At 68.3% G+C, this 16,707-nt stretch carries 19 protein-coding genes; 12 read left to right on the forward strand and 7 right to left on the reverse strand.

Annotated features, from left to right (window positions below):
- Positions 1–684, reverse strand: coding sequence for a phosphatase PAP2 family protein (locus tag NF4_RS36470; protein WP_198165300.1), 684 nt, complete (start codon positions 682–684; stop codon positions 1–3).
- Between the two features lie 93 nt (positions 685–777).
- On the opposite strand from NF4_RS36470, the gene NF4_RS38565 reads away from it, so the two are divergent.
- The 7 genes from NF4_RS38565 to ligD all read left to right on the forward strand — a co-directional run bounded on the left by NF4_RS38565 (position 778) and on the right by ligD (position 5,828).
- Positions 778–1,098, forward strand: coding sequence for a DUF6191 domain-containing protein (locus tag NF4_RS38565; RefSeq protein ID WP_063814551.1), 321 nt, complete (start codon positions 778–780; stop codon positions 1,096–1,098).
- A 72-nt stretch (positions 1,099–1,170) separates the two neighbouring features.
- Positions 1,171–1,794: a TetR/AcrR family transcriptional regulator gene (locus NF4_RS11415; protein ID WP_063127230.1), complete on the forward strand. Its 624-nt coding sequence runs from the start codon at positions 1,171–1,173 to the stop codon at positions 1,792–1,794.
- Positions 1,795–1,861: 67 nt separating this feature from the next.
- Positions 1,862–2,089 (forward strand): NfeD C-terminal domain-containing protein, encoded by a 228-nt coding sequence (locus tag NF4_RS11420; RefSeq protein WP_063127231.1) that lies wholly within the window; start codon positions 1,862–1,864, stop codon positions 2,087–2,089.
- Positions 2,090–2,112: 23 nt separating this feature from the next.
- Positions 2,113–3,219, forward strand: coding sequence for an SPFH domain-containing protein (locus NF4_RS11425; RefSeq protein ID WP_063127232.1), 1,107 nt, complete (start codon positions 2,113–2,115; stop codon positions 3,217–3,219).
- 26 nt (positions 3,220–3,245) lie between these two features.
- Positions 3,246–3,629 carry a cold shock domain-containing protein gene (locus NF4_RS11430; protein ID WP_063127403.1) on the forward strand — a complete coding sequence of 128 codons (384 nt, stop codon included), beginning with the start codon at positions 3,246–3,248 and terminating at the stop codon, positions 3,627–3,629.
- Positions 3,630–3,735: 106 nt separating this feature from the next.
- The gene (locus tag NF4_RS11435; RefSeq protein ID WP_198165301.1) at positions 3,736–4,821 is read left to right on the forward strand and encodes an ATP-dependent DNA ligase; all 1,086 of its coding nucleotides are present in this window, start codon (positions 3,736–3,738) and stop codon (positions 4,819–4,821) included.
- On the forward strand, positions 4,818–5,828 hold the full coding sequence (gene ligD, locus NF4_RS11440; RefSeq protein ID WP_063127233.1) for a non-homologous end-joining DNA ligase: 1,011 nt from the start codon (positions 4,818–4,820) through the stop codon (positions 5,826–5,828). Before NF4_RS11435 ends, ligD begins: the two co-directional genes overlap by 4 nt.
- Positions 5,829–5,852: 24 nt before the next feature.
- Here the strand turns inward: ligD and NF4_RS11445 are convergent, their stop codons facing one another.
- From NF4_RS11445 to NF4_RS11455, 3 genes are all read right to left on the reverse strand, one after another.
- Complete coding sequence (locus NF4_RS11445) at positions 5,853–6,605, reverse strand: DUF4190 domain-containing protein (protein ID WP_063127234.1); 753 nt, start codon at positions 6,603–6,605, stop codon at positions 5,853–5,855.
- 170 nt (positions 6,606–6,775) lie between these two features.
- The gene (locus tag NF4_RS11450) at positions 6,776–7,435 is read right to left on the reverse strand and encodes a TetR/AcrR family transcriptional regulator (protein ID WP_063127405.1); all 660 of its coding nucleotides are present in this window, start codon (positions 7,433–7,435) and stop codon (positions 6,776–6,778) included.
- 31 nt (positions 7,436–7,466) lie between these two features.
- Positions 7,467–8,612 carry an acyl-CoA dehydrogenase family protein gene (locus tag NF4_RS11455; protein WP_063127235.1) on the reverse strand — a complete coding sequence of 382 codons (1,146 nt, stop codon included), beginning with the start codon at positions 8,610–8,612 and terminating at the stop codon, positions 7,467–7,469.
- A 230-nt stretch (positions 8,613–8,842) separates the two neighbouring features.
- Between NF4_RS11455 and NF4_RS11460 the strand changes: the two genes are divergently transcribed.
- From NF4_RS11460 to NF4_RS11470, 3 genes are all read left to right on the forward strand, one after another.
- Positions 8,843–10,273 (forward strand): SDR family NAD(P)-dependent oxidoreductase, encoded by a 1,431-nt coding sequence (locus tag NF4_RS11460; protein WP_063127236.1) that lies wholly within the window; start codon positions 8,843–8,845, stop codon positions 10,271–10,273.
- A gap of 40 nt (positions 10,274–10,313) precedes the next feature.
- The gene (locus tag NF4_RS11465) at positions 10,314–10,697 is read left to right on the forward strand and encodes a DUF2784 domain-containing protein (protein ID WP_063127237.1); all 384 of its coding nucleotides are present in this window, start codon (positions 10,314–10,316) and stop codon (positions 10,695–10,697) included.
- Between the two features lie 97 nt (positions 10,698–10,794).
- Positions 10,795–12,141, forward strand: a complete 1,347-nt coding sequence (locus NF4_RS11470; protein ID WP_439956750.1) for a CoA transferase — start codon at positions 10,795–10,797, stop codon at positions 12,139–12,141.
- Positions 12,142–12,192: 51 nt separating this feature from the next.
- Here the strand turns inward: NF4_RS11470 and NF4_RS11475 are convergent, their stop codons facing one another.
- Positions 12,193–12,525, reverse strand: a complete 333-nt coding sequence (locus NF4_RS11475) for a hypothetical protein (protein WP_063127238.1) — start codon at positions 12,523–12,525, stop codon at positions 12,193–12,195.
- Between the two features lie 56 nt (positions 12,526–12,581).
- A complete protein-coding gene (locus tag NF4_RS11480; RefSeq protein WP_063127407.1) occupies positions 12,582–13,556 on the reverse strand; it encodes a GlxA family transcriptional regulator in 975 nt (324 codons plus the stop codon).
- 649 nt (positions 13,557–14,205) lie between these two features.
- On the opposite strand from NF4_RS11480, the gene NF4_RS40015 reads away from it, so the two are divergent.
- Together NF4_RS40015 and NF4_RS11490 are read left to right on the forward strand one after the other, a co-directional pair.
- Positions 14,206–14,529 (forward strand): cytochrome P450, encoded by a 324-nt coding sequence (locus NF4_RS40015; protein WP_369690922.1) that lies wholly within the window; start codon positions 14,206–14,208, stop codon positions 14,527–14,529.
- Between the two features lie 164 nt (positions 14,530–14,693).
- Positions 14,694–16,052 (forward strand): cytochrome P450, encoded by a 1,359-nt coding sequence (locus NF4_RS11490; RefSeq protein ID WP_063127240.1) that lies wholly within the window; start codon positions 14,694–14,696, stop codon positions 16,050–16,052.
- Positions 16,053–16,075: 23 nt separating this feature from the next.
- Here the strand turns inward: NF4_RS11490 and NF4_RS11495 are convergent, their stop codons facing one another.
- A complete protein-coding gene (locus NF4_RS11495; protein WP_157120232.1) occupies positions 16,076–16,696 on the reverse strand; it encodes a response regulator transcription factor in 621 nt (206 codons plus the stop codon).
- Positions 16,697–16,707 lie beyond the last annotated feature (11 nt).

The following is a 16,707-nucleotide window of genomic DNA, read 5'->3' on the forward strand; positions in this document are numbered from 1 at the left end:
TCAGCGGCGAGTGTTCCAACCCGCCGGGTCCGCGGTCACGGAACCGGCGGTGGTTCCGGGACGGCCCGGGCCCGCCGACGTGTCCTCGGCCCGGGTCCGCACCACCACCCCGACCGCGACCAGCAGGCCACCGAGTGCCCAGCCGGCGAGTACATCCGTGGGCCAGTGCACCCCCAGGTAGATCCGCGAAAGCCCCACCAACAGCACGAAAACGGCCGCCACGGCCGCGACGATCACCCCGGCGACGCGATGCGCGGTCCGCATGCAGAACAGTGCGGCGAGGACGCCCACCACCGCGGCGGAACCGACACTGTGCCCCGAGGGGAAGGCCGGATTGCTCACCTCCACCAGCTGCCCGGCCACCGGCGGCCGCGAGCGGCCGATCAGCTGTTTCGATACGGGCACCAAAACCGCCGCGGCCGCGCCCACCCCGGCCACCAGCAGCAGATCCGCGTACGCGCCGCGCCGCAACAGCACCGCGCAGACCACCAGCGCCAGTGTCCACATGGCCACCGACCCGCCGAGATGAGTGATCACCGTGGCGGCCGTGGTCAGTGGATCGGTGCGCAGGGTCAGCACCCACTCGCGCAGCGGGCAGTCCACCTCGGGCGTGGCATCGCCCGCGACGACGTAACCGGTCGTCGCGGCGACCACGGCGAACAGCAGCACAGCGAGCACAGGCACGCGTTTCAGCCTAGTCGCCCACCGGTTGCCGGCCCCGGCCCGGCGTGGCCGGGAACGGGCGGGCGTCGCCCGCCCGCCGCTACCCTGAGATCCATGGACGTCCTCTTCCTCGGCGCGCCTATAGTCATGTTGCTGCTGGGGGCCGCCGCCGCGCTGCGGTGGGTGTACACCCGCTTCCCGAAGACCGGACACCCGGCCGGCGACCGCACCTCCACGCGGCTCGCGGCCGCGGGGGTGGAGGAGCTCACCGCCTTCTGGTACGGGAGCAAACGCGACCAGCTGGACCATCGCGCCGCGCAAACCATGTTGCGCGACGAGGAATCCGACGGGGCGCCGCCGCGGGACCGGATCGATCTCGCCGCCGGCCGGGCGGTGCTCATGGCCCGCCCGCCACACCGCGACGCCCGGAGCTGACCCGCGGCACCCACGATGCGGCGCCGTGACCACCCGGCACAGCCCACGGCGCCGGCCCACTACTGTGGACGGGTGCATTCAGATCAGCGATCGGACGACAGCGGGCCCCGGATCTGGGGTGGTACCACGCTTTCCGAGCGGAAGCAGGCACGGCGCAACGCGCTGCTCGAGGCCGCACTGGATCTGATCGGTGAATCCGGTGCCGCCGGCGTCACCATGCGGGCGGTGTGCCGCCGGGCCAATCTCACCGATCGATATTTCTACGAGAGTTTCGCCAGCCGGGACGAACTGCTCGATGTCCTGTACCGGCAGATCGCCGACGACTTCCTCGATCCGATGACCGCCTTCGCGGTCGCCGACGACGCCTCGCGTGACCGGGCCCTGTCCGAAGCGCTGGTGGACAAGGTTCTCGAGGACCCCCGCAAATCGCGCCTGTTCCTGGTGGAGCCGTACTCCAGCACCGGTCTCGGCCAGACCACCATCGCCGTCATGCCCGCCTTCACGCGGCTCATCCAGGACCATCTCTTTTCCCAGATCGACGATCCGGTCCGGCGCCGCCTCGCGGCCGTCACCATGGCGAGCGGGAACGCGGGAATGTTCTCGGCCTGGCTGAACGGGTCGCTACGTGCCACCCGGGCGGAGATCGTCGATCACCTCGTCGCCATGCTGGGCGCCTACCGCCGGCTCTATAGGTAGACCGGGGTCCGGCGGCGAAACGGTCGATCCCCGGAAAATCACCGCCGGGCAAGGAGGTTCGAGAGAATTGCACGACGAAGTTGTCGGATCGACCGGTAAGCTGATCTCGCCGATCCGAGGCCCTGGGACGCTGGGAGAGGTCCTGGTCGCCGTACGTGGGGGGAACGAAGGGTATATCGCGCGCGCCGCCGAAGCGATCCCGGCCGGGAGCACCGTGCTGGTCATCGCTGTCGACTCCGGTCGTATCGCCGACGTGGTGCCCTGGATACCCCTCACACCGGACCCGGCGCCGTAGCAACACGACGCGAGGAGTCATACGTGCTGGGTTACCACGTGCCCGATCCCGACGAGGCGATGCTGGTCAGCGGCGCCAAGAGCAGCGACGCCACCCCCTTCCGGGTGATCATCGGCCGCGGTACGTGGGTGATGCCGTTCTTCCGCAAGGTCCGGTACCTGTCGCTGGCGATGTTCGAGGCCGAGATCAGCGAACGCTGCGTCACCAAACAGGCCATCGTGCTGCAGGTGCGGGCGGTCATCGCTTTCAAGGTCGCCAACGACACAGCGTCGATCGTGAACGCGGCCCAGCGATTCCTCTCCGAACAGGAGCAGGAGATGTCGGTGCTGACCGGCCGGATCTTCTCCGGTCATCTGCGGTCCATCGTCGGCTCCATGACGGTGGAGGAGATCATTCGGGAGCGCCAGCGGCTGGCCGACGAGGTCCTCGTCGCGTCGAAAGTGGAGATGAGCAATATCGGCCTGTGGGTCGACTCGTTCCAGATCCAGTCCATCGACGACGGCAATCTCGGCTATATCACCGCCCTGGCCGCGCCGCACAACGCCGCGGTACACCGGGACGCGCAGATCGCCGAATCGCAGGCCGCGCAGCGCTCCGCCGAGGCCGAACAGGAATCCCTGCGCAAACAGGCCGAGTACGCCCGCGAGACGGCGATCCTCAAGGCCGGTTACCAGCGCGATATCGACAAGGCCCAGGCCGAGGCCGCGGCGGCCGGACCGCTCGCCGCCGCGCTCGCCCAGCAGGAAGTGCTCGGCGCCCAGGCCGCCCAGGCCCGCAAGGAAGCCGAACTGCGTGAACAGCAGTTGCAGGCCGAGGTGGTGAAACCGGCGCAGGCCGAGGCCGAGCGGGTGCGGATCCTCGCCGAGGCCGAGGCCGACCGCACCCGGATCCAGGCCGAGGCGGCGGCCTCCCACAACCGCATCGCGCTCGATCAGATGCTGATCGAGCAGTTGCCCCTCATCGTGGAGCAGGCGGCGCGCGGGCTGTCCAACGCCAATCTGACCGTTCTCAACGGGCCGGACGGGGTGGGTGAACTGCTCAACGGCATGGTCGGGCAGGGGCTCACCGTGTTCAACTCGCTGCAAAAGGCGCTTTCGACCACCGATGCGGAAAAACCGGATATAGAGTGACCGGCAGAACTGCGGCGAGGAGCGGTGTGGTGGCCAGCGGGAAATTGGTGTCGTTCGACGGATCGCGGGGTTTCGGTTTCATCCGGCCCGAGGACGGTGGACCCGACGTGTTCGTGCACGTCAACGATATCGGCCTGGGCGAGGACGAACTCCGGCAGGGCCGGGTGTTCGAGTTCGACGTCACCGAGGGGGATCGGGGCCCCAAGGCGATCAACCTCCGGTCCCCGCGCGGCCCGCACACGCGACCCAAACCGGTCGCCGACGGTGCCCGGCTGACCGCCGAAGAACATACCCGGCTGGTCACCGAACTTCTGCTGGACGCCTCCCCGGCCCTGACCGCCGGGGAGATCGTGGCCATCCGGGAGCGGCTCACCGATTTCGCGGTCGAACAGGGCTGGATCGACCGCTGACGGCCGGATCCGGCGATCTGTCGGTTCGAACTCCTATCATCGGGGGCGATGATTCGGCGCCGGTCGCGGCGTCGATACGGGTGAGGATCGACCCGAGGAGGATCGTGTGGATCTACCGGTGATGCCACCCGTCCGGCCCATGCTGGCCAAGTCCGCCCCCGACATACCCGCGGGGCCCGGTCTGAGCTACGAGCCCAAATGGGACGGGTTCCGCTGCGTGGTGTTCCGCGACGGCGCGGAGGTGGAACTGGGGTCCCGTAACGATCGGCCCCTCACCAGGTACTTTCCCGAGGTCGCCGAACTGCTGCGCGCCGCGCTGCCGGATCGGTGCGTCGTCGACGGGGAAATCGTCGTGGTCACCGAACACGGACTCGACTTCGATGTCCTGCAGCAGCGGCTGCATCCGGCGGCATCACGGGTGGCCAAACTGTCCGCGGAGACGCCGGCGAGTTTCGTGGCCTTCGACCTGCTCGCCCTCGGCGACCGCGATCTGACCGAGGCGCCGTTCGCCGAACGCCGCCGGTTGCTCGAAACCATCCTGCGGACCGAACCCGGCCGGGTCCAGCTGACCCCGCTCACCGGGGATCCGGCGGTCGCCCGCGACTGGTTCACCCGATTCGAGGGCGCGGGCTTCGACGGAGTGATGGTCAAGGCCGACGACCAGCCGTATCAGCAGAACAAGCGCGTGATGCTCAAGGTCAAGCACGAGCGCACCGCCGACTGTGTGGTGGCGGGTTTCCGCCGGCACAAGGACGGTCAGGGCGTGGGTTCCCTGCTGCTCGGCCTGTACGACGACGAGGGCCGGCTGCACCATGTGGGCGTGGCGAGCAGTTTCACCGCCGCGCGACGCACCGAGTTGATCGGCGAACTCGCCCCCTACCGGGAGAACGCCCTGGTGGACCATCCGTGGCGGGAATGGGCCGATGCCGTGGCCCAGGCCGAGTCCGGCGGCTCCATGCCCGGCGGGGTCAGTCGCTGGAGCGGCGGTAAGGATCTGTCCTGGGAGGCGCTGCGGGCCGAACTGGTGGCCGAGGTGAGATACGAGCATCTCCAGTCCGGCCGGTTCCGGCACGGTGGACGGCTGGTCCGGTTCCGCGCCGACCGCACCCCCGAGTCGTGCACCTACGCCCAGCTCGAGGAGGCCGCACCCGCCGAGTTGCGCGAAATCTTCGGGACGGCGGTGGCGAAATGAGCGAATCGGTGGAGATCGAGGCCGCCGGCCGGGTGCTCACCATCACCAACCCCGCGAAGGTGTACTTCTCCCGCCGGGGCGAAACCAAATTGGATCTGGTGCGCTATTACGAGAGCGTCGCCGAACCGTTCTTCCGGGTCAACGGTGGGCGGCCGCTGCTGCTGGAGCGATACCCGGACGGCGCGTCCGGTAAGTCCTGGTTCCAGAAGCGGGTGCCGAAATCCGCCCCGGACTGGTTGCACACCGTGGAGGTCACCACGCCGAACGGAACCACCAGCGACGCACTGGTGGCACACGATCTGGCGCATGTGCTGTGGGCGGTGAACCAGGGTTGCCTCGGCTTCCACGTCTGGCCCAATACCGTGCCGGATCTGCGGATCGCCGATCAGCTCCGGATCGACCTCGATCCCTCGCCCGGTATCGGCTTCGGCGAACTGCGGACGGCGGCCCGGCGGACCCGGGAGCTGTGTGATGAGCTCGGTATCGAGACGTGGGTGAAAACCTCCGGTTCGCGTGGCCTGCACCTCTATATCGCGTTGGCACCGCACTGGGACGGGTACGAGGTCCGCGCCGCGGCCGTGGCCTTGGCGCGCGAACTGGAACGCCGGCACCCCGACGACATCACGGCGCACTGGTGGAAAGAGGAACGCGGCCGGCGGGTCTTCGTGGACTACAACCAGAACGCTCCGCACAAGACCGTGTTCGGTGCCTGGTGCGTACGCCCGAAGGTCGGCGCGCAGGTGTCCACCCCGCTGACCTGGGACGAACTCGATACCGTGGTCCCCGAGGACCTGACGATCGCGACGGTACCGGCCCGTCTCGCCGAGTACGGCGATCCCTGGGAGCACCGCACACCGCAGAGTATCGAGCCGCTGCTGCGGATGTCCGAACGCGATCTCGCCTCGGGTCTCATGGACGCGCCGTGGCCGCCGCAGTATCCGAAGATGCCGAACGAACCGCCGCGGGTGCAGCCCAGCCGAGCCCGCAAACCCGCACCGGAAGGCTGATCACCCACCGACTGCCGATCCGGCTCAGGAGCTCCAGAGCGCCCAGATCCCGTTTTCGCAGACCAGGGCGTATCCCGCGGCGGTGCGGGCGGTGGCCGTGCCCGTACAGCTCGTGTCTTCGGCTCGGACGGTCTCGGCCACCCGGTAGGGGCCCGACCACTGATAACCGGTGACCGACGCCGAATCGGTGAGACACAGCAGGGTGCCGCCGTCGGCGGCGATACCGAGCAGTGCCGGTTCGGGACAGGCGGTGTCGACCTCGGCGGCCGGTGGGGCCGCGGCAGCCCCGCTCGCGGGCACCGAGGGTTGGGCCGGCGCGCTCCGGCCGGGTGACGAGGTCTGCGCGCTCGCGGAGGTACCGGCGGCGGACGAGGCGGGGGGCTCGGCCGTACGCTGTCCGCCGGTGACCTCGCCCACCGCGTCATCGAACCGGGAGAACACCCCACCGGGCGTATCCCGCGGCAACAGGACCAGCGCCGCCAGCAATGCCACCTCGCCGACGCCGAGCAGTATTGCGGTAGCGGCCATGAAACGGCCGCGGGGATGCCCGAACGCGATCAGCCCGAAAACGATCGCCACCGGGAAGACCAGGATGAGCGCGGCCACCAGTGCGACGATCGCGTAGGGATTGACGATCGGACGTTCGCCGTGGAGAGAGGGCTCCTCGGGCCAATCGTCGTATTCGTCGCGCCGCCGACCGGTGCGCGGCGGTTCCTCGTCCCGGTCCGGTGGAACTTCCGGCCAGCGCTCACCCGCCCAGCGCTGTGTATATGCCATGACCGATCCCTTCGAGCCGCCGTCGGCGCATCCTGGAGCCGTGGACTGTGCCCGGCATCGGAAAGAATAAGCCGCGACCGGCCGGCTGTTCCGGTAAATCCCCCTGGCCGGGGTACGGCTGGTCACCACCCGAAACCCCCGGTCTGTCCGCTGTGGCGGGCCACAGCGGTTCAGTTCCCGCGACGCACCCGCGGCAGCGATTCGGTGACCAGAGTGTTCAGCATGTCCACCAGCAGCGCGTGGACCTGATCGCGGGTCATGGTGCCGCGGGTGAGCCACTCCCGGCCGGCGACCTTCACCAGGCCACCGTAGGCGCGGACCATCGCTCGCCGCGGCTCCTCCGACGCCGCACCGTCGGCAAGACCGATCATCACCAGCAGCCGCTGCGCGGCCGCGTCGTCGGCCGCGTCGAGGATCTGCTGCACCTCCGGGTCGTCGCCGACCCCCTCATGACTGGTCACTTTGACCCAGGTGCTGCCGTGCTCGGAGATCGTGTCCAGCAACCAGCGCACACTGGCCTCGACCCGTTCCCGGGTGGTACCCGTGGGCACGGCCAACTCGTCGGCGCGCGGCAGGGTCACCATCCGGCGGACCACCGCGAGATAGAGGTCGCGCTTATTGCCGAAGTAGTGGTTGATCAGACCGCGCGCCACACCGGCACGCTGCGCCAGTTCGGCCGTGGACACCGCCGCGTACGGACGTTCGCCGAACATCTCGATGGCCTGGGCGAGGATCTGGGCGCGGCGCTCGTCCGGTTCCAACCGGCGGCGCCGCGGCTGCTCGTCCGTGCCGTTCCCGCCGACCCCGGACGAGCCGGGGTCGGCGCGAATGTCGGTGCCGGGGGCGGGTAGAGGTTCCAGGTCAGAGCCCACGCGCGATGAGATCCTTCATCACCTCGTTGCTGCCCGCGAGAATGCGCAGCACCCGGGCTCCCGTGTACAGCTGGGAGATGGGGTACTCGGTCATATACCCGTAGCCGCCGAAGAGCTGCAGGCAGCGGTCCACGACGACGCCGAGCTGATCGGTGGACCAGTACTTCGACATGGCGGCCGACTGGATATCGAGTTCTCCGCGCAGGTGCCGGCCGATGCAGTCGTCGAGGAAGACCCGGTTGGTCCGGGCGATGGTCGCGCATTCGGCCAGTTCGAACTTGGTGTTCTGCATGGCGAACAGCGGTTTACCGAAGGCCTCGCGGCCCTTGGTGTATTCGACGGTCAGTTCGACCGCGCGTTCCATCATCGCCACCGCCATGATGGCGGTGACCAGCCGCTCCTGGGCCAGCAGTTGCATCATCTGATAGAAGCCCTGGCCCTCGGCGCCACCGAGCAGGTTCGCCGCGGGCACCCGCAGTCCGTCGAAGAACAGTTCGGCGGTGTCCTGGCCCTTGCCGCCGATCTTGGACAGGATGCGGCCGCGGGTGAAGCCGGGGGTGTCGTCGCCGACCTCGGCGAAGAGCAGCGAGACACCGGCGGCGCCCTTCTCCGGGTCGGTTTTCGCGGCGATGATGATGCCGTCGCAGAGCCAGCCGTTGGAGATGAAGATCTTCGAACCGGTGATCACGTACTCGTCGCCTTCGAGGACGGCCCGGGTCTTGATCGCCTGCAGGTCCGATCCGGTGCCCGGCTCGGTCATCCCGATGGACAGCACCATCTCGCCGCTGCTCGCCTTGGGCAGAATCCGCTTCTTCAGCTCCTCGGACCCGAATTCGGCCAGATAGGGCGCGATGATCGAACTGTGCACCGGGATCCCGAGGGCCCCGTCACCGGCGCGCACCTGTTCCTCGATGATCGCGGCCTCGTGAGCGAAGCTGCCGCCCCCGCCGCCGAACTCCTCCGGGACCGCCGGGCACAGCAGGCCGAGTTCCCCGGCACGCCGGTAGAGCGCCTTGTCCGGATGGCCCTGCTCGATGAACTTCTCCTCGTGCGGGACCACCTCCTTCTCGAAGTAGTTGCGCGCGAGTTCCCGTACCGCCTCGACCTCGTCGTCGCTCCATGCGGGGCGTGCCATATCCGCGTCCTCTGTTCGTGATCACCCAGCCCGGCGCCGACGCACCGGATCGTCCGGCACCGACTTTCCCGCACTATTGGCGTGATGTCAACGAGCGCGTTCCCACTTGTGGCGACGCAGCCGGAGCCCGTGCCCGGCGGTCCCGGTGGCCCGGCTCCGGTCGCGCTGCGGCGGTTTTGCCACAATGGTGCGCACGCTTTCCCAGCTCACGAAGGACTTCTTCCGCACCGATGGCCGCGCCCAGTATCGACCCGAACGACCTCGCCACCTGTTTGCGCGTTCTCGAACAGGCAGGACAGCTGGACCCCGGTCATCCGGATTCGACCACCGTGCAGCGCGCGGTCGGCCGGATGTTCAAAGAGCTCAAACGACAGCGGCGCGTCGCCGCCCGGCAGGCGAAACTCGCCGCGGACCGCGCGGTGGTCGCCGCCACGGCCACCGGTTCACCGAACCGGATCGATGACGAGACCGCCGGTATCCCGATCAGTTCCAGCACCTCCGGCGCGTCGGCCGGCACGCTCCTGCGCCCCCGCGGCTGCTACATCTGCAAGGAGAAGTACACCCGCGTCGACGCGTTCTACCACCAGCTGTGCCCGGACTGCGCGGCCATGAGCCACGGCCGCCGCGAGGCCCGCACCGACCTGACCGGCCGTCGCGCGCTGCTCACCGGCGGGCGCGCCAAGATCGGGATGTACATCGCATTGCGGCTGCTGCGCGACGGCGCGCACACGACCATCACCACCCGCTTTCCCAACGACGCGATCCGCCGCTTCGCCGCCCAGCCCGACAGTGCCGACTGGTTGCACCGGCTGCGCATCGTCGGTATCGACCTCCGGGATCCCGCCCAGGTGGTAGCACTCGCCGACGATGTCGCAGCTCAGGGACCGCTCGATATCCTCATCAACAACGCCGCGCAGACCGTACGCCGCTCCCCCGGCGCCTACAGCGCCCTGGCCGCCGCCGAGGACGGGCCGCTGCCCTCCGGCCAGTTGCCCGAGAAGGTGACCTTCGGGCAGACCACCCGCGCCCATCCGACCGCGCTGACCGCCTCGCTGACCCCCACCTTGGCCGGCGCCGACGTGGCGGAACTGGCCTTGGTGGCGGGGTCTGCCACACCCGAACGCATCGCCCGCGGGGTGGCGATCGACGCCGGTGGCCTGGTGCCCGACCTCGCGCACACCAACAGTTGGGTGCACACCGTGGGCGAAGTGGACCCGACCGAACTACTCGAAGTCCAGCTGTGCAATTCGGTCGCCCCGTTCATCCTGGTCTCCCGGTTGCGGCCCGCGCTGGCCGCGGCGCCCGCGCGCCGTAAATACGTGGTGAACGTTTCGGCGATGGAAGGCCAGTTCTCTCGCGGCTACAAGGGGCCGGGGCATCCGCACACCAATATGGCCAAGGCGGCGCTGAACATGCTGACCCGGACCAGTGCGAAGGAAATGCTGGAAACCGACGGCATCCTGATGACCGCGGTGGACACCGGCTGGATCACCGACGAACGACCGCACTACACCAAGATCAGGCTCGCCGACGAGGGTTTCCATGCCCCACTGGACCTGGTAGACGGCGCGGCCCGGGTCTACGACCCGATCGTGCGGGGAGAAGCCGGCGAGGACCTCTACGGCTGTTTCTTGAAGGACTACCGCCCCTCCCCGTGGTAAACCCGGTGCCCTGACACATCCGAGGACATACCCTGGAAGGGTGTGGTACCGGCTGATCGCGGATATGGTCGCCGCCCTGCATGTGCTGTTCATCGGCTACGTGGTGGCGGGCGGCTTTCTGGCGTGGCGTTTCCCGCGCACCATCTGGTTGCACGGGGCCGCCGCGGCCTGGGGTTTCGGCACGGTGCTGGTCGGCTACGACTGCCCGCTCACCTACGCGGAGAACTGGGCCCGGCACCGCGCCGGGGTCTCGGGGTTGCCGCCGGAGGGCTTCATCGACCACTACCTGACCGGAGTGATCTATCCGGAGAGCATGCTCGCGGGAGTGCAGCTGCTGGTGGCGGCCTGTGTCCTGGTGTCGTGGGCCGGACTGTGGTGGCGCGCCCGCCACCCGCAGGGCGCGAGCGCGCGGGTCGCGGGCTGATCGGTGCCCGCCGGTGACGGTGTGATGAAAATCGCTGTGCCATCGGATGACCGTCCGTTCGCCGTGCCCACGGCCCAGTACTCTCGGTGCGGTGGACGTGGGCGCACGGCTGGTCCGTGATTACGAAGACGGGGCAGGCGTCGCCGAGTCGAAACCGGTGGACTGGCCCGACCCCGGGCAGTACCTCGCCGCCACCCTGCCGGTGTGGGGGCTGGCCGCGGGATCGGTCCAGGCGTTCGCAGCGGCCGCCGATCGGTACCGGCAGGCCACCGGCACCACACCGATCCGGCACCGGCTGAACCCCGAACGTATCGCGGCATCCTTCTCGAGTGACCGGTTACTACGGATCGACGGCGCCCCCGTCGAGGGATTTGCCGACCTGTCCGGATTCTTCCCCACGTTCGACGGCTGGGTGCGCACCCACGCCAACTATCCACATCACCGCGCCCGGCTGCTGGACGCCCTCGAACTCCCCGCAGACGCGGCGCGCGGACTGGCCGAGGCCCAGATGGCGATGATCCGCGCCGCCGATCTGGAAGAGCTGGCCGCGGCCCGGGGCGCGATCGTGGTCCGGGTCCGCGACGAAGCGCAGTGGCGGGCCGGGCCACAGGCCGGGGCGGCCGGAGCGGGCCCGCTGGTCGCACTGGTGGAACGCAACGACCGGCGCCGATACACGCTGCCCGTATCGGGGACCCCGTACCAGCCACTGCAGGGCGTGCGGGTACTGGATCTGACCCGGGTGATCGCCGGGCCGGTAGCTACCCGCGCACTGGCACTGCTCGGCGCCGAGGTCCTGCGGGTGGACCCGCCTCGGCTGCCGGAGATCTCCTGGCAGTACACCGATACCTGCCAGGGCAAATACTCGACCCTGCTGGACCTGCGATCGGCCTCCGCGGTCTGGGAGGCGCTACTGGACTCCGCCGATGTGCTGGTCACCGGATATCGCCCGGGCGCGCTGGAAAGGCTGGGCCTCACCGGGCGGCCGGGGCTCGTACACGCCCGGGTGAGCGCCTGGGGTTTCACGGGGCCGTGGGCGGGCCGACGCGGTTTCGACAGCATCGTGCAGGCGGCGACCGGAATCGCGGTGATCGAGGGGGCGTCCGCGGTGCCCGGCGCGCTGCCCGCGCAGGCGCTCGATCACGCCTCCGGCTACTTGCTCGCGGCCGGAATCGTCGACGCGCTCGCCGCCCGCACAGGCGACGGCCGCGGCCGTGATGTGCGGGTGTCGCTGGCCCGGACCGCGACCTGGTTGCTCTCCGAACGAGGCCGTACCCCCGGTCATGCGGCGCCGGCGGTACCCGGCCCGGGTAACACCGTGGTCCACGGCCAGGTTGTCAGCGCGGCACCGGTGTTGGCCGAGTTTCCGGATTACCCCTTCCCGGCGCCGGGCTACGGTCGTGCCGAGCCCCGCTGGGCGGACAAGCCGGTACCCGAGCACCACTGAATTTCACAGGCCAACCGGAGCCGCCGGGCGGGCCGACCGCCGTACGGGCTCTCAGAGACCGGTCGCGAGCCGTACCACGACCTTGTCCTGGGTGATCTCCTGCACCGTCAAGTTCATGCCCTGGACCGAACCTGTCTCTCCCACGGGCACCGTGACCGGCTGGCCCCCCACCGCCAGGGTCACGACATTGCCTTCCACGGCGGTGAGTTCGGTATCCACTCCCAGCACGCTGATCTTGGCTTCCACACCGCGTTCGAAAGTCACGGTGCACCCGCTGACCTCGCATTCGCTGCGCGCCCCCGGTCCCGTTGCGGTACAGGCGGATACCCCCAGCGACAAGGCGGCAACGAGCAGGAAGGCGGCGGTCGACCGTCGAGCAGACATGCCGACAGTGTAAGGAGCGCACTGCTCATCGCCCACCGGAATCGGACGAATCACCCTCACCAGGGGATTCGGTGAGCACGGATCTCGGCCAGGGACAGGCCGCGGCGCCGACGGGCGAGCGCGCGCAGTGCGCTCGCGTTGACATAGCCGACTTCGCGGGCGACGGCCTCTACGGTCAGACCGGTCGTCCTGAGCAACCGGCCGGCACGATCCAATCGGATATCGTCAGCGAAATCCTTGGGCGACATACCGAGCGCGGATCGGGTGGCGCGTTGCAGGCTGCGTTCGGTGACACCCAGTTCACGCGCAGCGGTGGAGATCAGGAACTGTTCCGAGATGTGCTCACGCACCCAGCGTTCGTAACCGACGATCAGCGGGTTGCCCCGGGCGACGACTTCCGGGATGGCATAGGGGGCCTGACTGGTCCGATCATCGACCGCGAGGTACCGTCTCGTCCGCTCCGCCAGTTCCGGGCTGGTGCGATACACCAGCGATAGCGCCATATCCATATGGGACAGGGACGCACCGGCGGTCGTCACTCCGTCGTCGTGGCAGACAATGCTCCGCTCGTCCAGATCGACTCCTGGATAGCGTTTGCGGAAGCTGGCGCCGAGCCACCAGCTGGTGGTCGCCGATATACCCTCGAGCGCTCCCGCCTCGGCCAAGAAGAATGTTCCGGTGCACGCCGCGGAGAGATGTACCCCACGGGCACGCGCGCCGCGGATGTGGTCTACCAGCCATGCGTTGCCGGGCGCGGAGACCAGTTCGACCAGCGGGCCGGGTTCCAGTACATTCACCGCGGCGACAGCGACCGCGTCGAAGGGTTCGGAGATTTCACTCAGCGGGGTGGTCGGCACCAGGTTCCCGCTTCCCGATCGCACCGTCGGACCCGAGGACACGGTACGAACCTTCCATGCGGCAGGCGGATGCTCCAGTTCTCCGCGCAGGGCGTTGGCTGTGCTGAACACACCGAGTAGAGCGCCGAGCCCGAGTTCGCCCACACCGTCCACCACGAAAATGCCCACTTCCACGCGCGCAGGATACGGCGCAATCGCGACGTCACGAAACCGGTCGGTCTGTTCGACTCCGGCAAGCCGAGGGAAAAGATGTCGCAAACGCATCGTTTCCTGTCGCTTCCGCCCCTCGGCCGGGCGCAGCACCACCCGTAGCGTGACGAGCAGCGGTTCGGTCGTACCCCAGCGGCCGTACCGACTATCGTGTGAGTACTCGGAGACCACAGGATGAACGGCCGGCCATGACCACTACGCAACTTTCGACCGGTGTGGTCCGCATACTCGCCGTGGGCCACCGCTTCCCGCGGGGCTCACACATTCCCGAGGAATCCACCGGCAACCGCGCCTGACCGGAGACTGCCGCTTTCAGGCCGCACGGGGCTCACCTCCTGGGCGAGACAGTGTAAGGCCTGTCCATACCCGCTGTGCGAAGGCATGGTTGCGGCGCCGAGGGGTGCGTCGCAGCTTTACGTTCGGACACAGCGGGTTCAGCCCACCGAACCAGCGGGTGACGGCAGAGCCGGGGTTCTCGTATCGCTTGCGATCAGCCGGGATGCCCGGCCACGCACGCACCGGGTACCGATCGCCATGTTCCGATGCTCACCACATCAACGAGCTGTAAGGACTGCTCCGCGGCGGCCGCTTCTGCACTACCACAGGCTTACCGTTGACCCGGGTCGCGCGTTCGGCGCCGGATCGGTCACAGCAGGAGTACGGACATGAGGAATCACCGCTGGTTCGCGCCGGCTGCCGCCTGGGGCATTACATTCCGGAGAATACGATGGTCGGCGCGTTCCCCGAGCTGCTCAACCGGGATCCACACCGCTGGCCCGAACCTGAGCAATACCGGCCGGAGCGATTCAGTGACCGGCAATCGCCGCGCACGACACAGCTCGGCACCGGGGCTTTCCGATGCCGGCGGGGGAGTTCTCTCGCCGACTCATCGTCGGCGTCTACGGACACCTGCCGGCCGATCGACCGGCGGACCTGATGGTCCCCGTACCGGAGAAGGTGTGCTGCCGCGTACACCTCACCTACCCGTCCACACCCCTCTCCGCCCGGATCATTCCCGTCACTGAGCAGGTCGGCCAAGTGGCGTAGGTCACACTCGAAAAACGCCTCGGCCACCCCCCTGAACCCCGAGAAAGAACCGGTATGAGCAGCTCCACCGAAGTCACCTCAGCCCCTGCTGTCCACAAGCCGCCCGCCGCGGGTCTGCGCACGGGTTTGTTCCGTGATCCCTTCCGCTACCTCATGGATGCCGCCGCCCGGCATGAGGGCCTGGTCCGGGTCGACCCGGGCCTCCTGCACGTCTATGTCGTCAGCCATCCCGATTTCGTCCGGCGGATCCTGGTCACGAATGCGGCCAACTATCCGAAGGGCTCGATGATGGCTCCGTTCCGCACCGCATTGGGCAACGGCCTGGTCACCAGCGAAGGCGATTACTGGAAGCGGCAGCGACGGCTCATGCAGCCCGCGTTCCACAGTGAGCAGTTGCGGGCCATGGAATCCCACATCACCGCATGTGTCGAGCGCGCGGTCGAACGCTGGCGTCGCACTGCCGCACAGGGCACACCGCTAGACATCATGGAAGAAGGGACCCGGCTCAACGTCGAAATAGTGCTCGGCGCCCTGTTCAGTACCTCGCTCGACGCCGAACGCGCCGAGCGGCTGCGAGCACTCACCTCCCAAGTATTCGCCGGGCTGGCGTCGAAGGTGTGGACCTTCTTCCTCCCGGGCTGGCTTCCGTTGCCGGGTGCGACCGCCTATCAACGCGCCGTGGCCGACCTCGACGCCGAGGTCTACCGGCTCATCGCCGAACGACGGGCCGCCGAGAGCCGGCCCCGAGACCTCCTGGGCCTGCTGCTGGACGCCGAGGACGCCGAGACCGGTGAGCGGATGAGTGATCTTCAGTTGCGGGACGAGGTCTTCACCCTGTTCATGTCCGGCTATGAAACCACCGCTACCGGGATAACGTGGATCTCCTACGAACTCGCCCGCCACCCCGAAATCGCCGACGCCATAGTCAGCGAACTCGACCGGGTCGGTGTGCGGGGGCTGCCTGCCTTCGCCGAGCTTCCCGAGCTCGAGTACCAGCGCCGCGTGATCGACGAAGCCTTCCGGCTCCATCCAGCATTCCCGATCTGGTTCCGTACCGCTGTCGACGCCGACACTCTCGGACCGTATCGGTTGCCGAAAAACGCGAGGATAATTCTCAATCCGCACATCACCCACCGTGATCCGCGTTTCTGGGAGGATCCCGAAACGTTCGACCCCGACCGGTTCGCTCCCGAGCGCTTCGGCCCCGCCCTTCGGCACGCCTATTACCCTTTCGGCAAAGGTAGCCGGGTATGTATCGGGGAACGTCTGGCGGTCACCATTACGCAGATGGTGGTCACCGCCCTGGTTCGTCACTTCGAGTTCACGATAGCGGAGGGTTTCGAGGTGATCCCACGGTACGTGGTCACCTGTCAGCCCAAGGGAGGGTTGCCACTGGCACTCCGGGAACGATGAGCGGGCGGGCACTCCACCATGCGCTATCCGTTCGGCACGAGCAGCCGCAATTGCCCGACGGGTCCGGCAGTGCGTGGCGCGCACCCGGCCGAAGTGCCCCCACCGGGCGCTCGAGCGCATACGACGTCTATGCCGCACGTATCCCGGCCTCGATGCCCGATTACCTCCACGAGTTCGAATTCCTTCTGGGTGAGATCGACTCGGGCATCACCGACAGTGACCTCACGCGCCCCCAGATCCACTCGAACGTCGCCGGTGACGACAACCCGATCGGCCCCGGCATGGTCGACCGGGTTGGCTCGCCGGACCACCGCCTCGAGCCGGGCGATCAGTTCGGCGACTCTCGGTGGCTTCACCAGGTAGTCGTCGGCGCCGATACGCAGCCCGCGCACCACACTGCGTTCGTCGTCGCGCGCGGTCAGGATGACCACCGGGACGGTGCTCACCTCGCGCAGTTTGCGCAGCACATCCAGCCCATCACCGTCGGGTAAACCGAGGTCCAGGACCACGGCGTCGTAATTGCGATGCCCGAGAAGTAGGTCCGCACCGCGGCTCTTGCGCTCCGCGCGGTAGCCGTATTCCTCGAGAACCTCGACCAGCGCGTCGCCGACATCGTCATCGTCCTCGACCACACCGAACCGGATCCTCCGGCCTT

This window comes from Nocardia fusca NBRC 14340 (assembly GCF_001618425.1).
Lineage (GTDB): Bacteria > Actinomycetota > Actinomycetes > Mycobacteriales > Mycobacteriaceae > Nocardia > Nocardia fusca.

Excerpts from the sequence above, each read along its gene's own strand:
- NF4_RS11475 (WP_063127238.1), bottom strand. The coding sequence starts at position 12,525 with ATGTCTGCTCGACGGTCGACCGCCGCCTTCCTGCTCGTTGCCGCCTTG.
- NF4_RS38565 (WP_063814551.1), top strand. The coding sequence starts at position 778 with ATGGACGTCCTCTTCCTCGGCGCGCCTATAGTCATGTTGCTGCTGGGG.
- NF4_RS11455 (WP_063127235.1), bottom strand. The coding sequence starts at position 8,612 with ATGGCACGCCCCGCATGGAGCGACGACGAGGTCGAGGCGGTACGGGAA.
- NF4_RS11490 (WP_063127240.1), top strand. The coding sequence starts at position 14,694 with ATGAGCAGCTCCACCGAAGTCACCTCAGCCCCTGCTGTCCACAAGCCG.
- ligD (WP_063127233.1), top strand. The coding sequence starts at position 4,818 with ATGAGCGAATCGGTGGAGATCGAGGCCGCCGGCCGGGTGCTCACCATC.
- NF4_RS11460 (WP_063127236.1), top strand. The coding sequence starts at position 8,843 with ATGGCCGCGCCCAGTATCGACCCGAACGACCTCGCCACCTGTTTGCGC.
- NF4_RS11445 (WP_063127234.1), bottom strand. The coding sequence starts at position 6,605 with ATGGCATATACACAGCGCTGGGCGGGTGAGCGCTGGCCGGAAGTTCCA.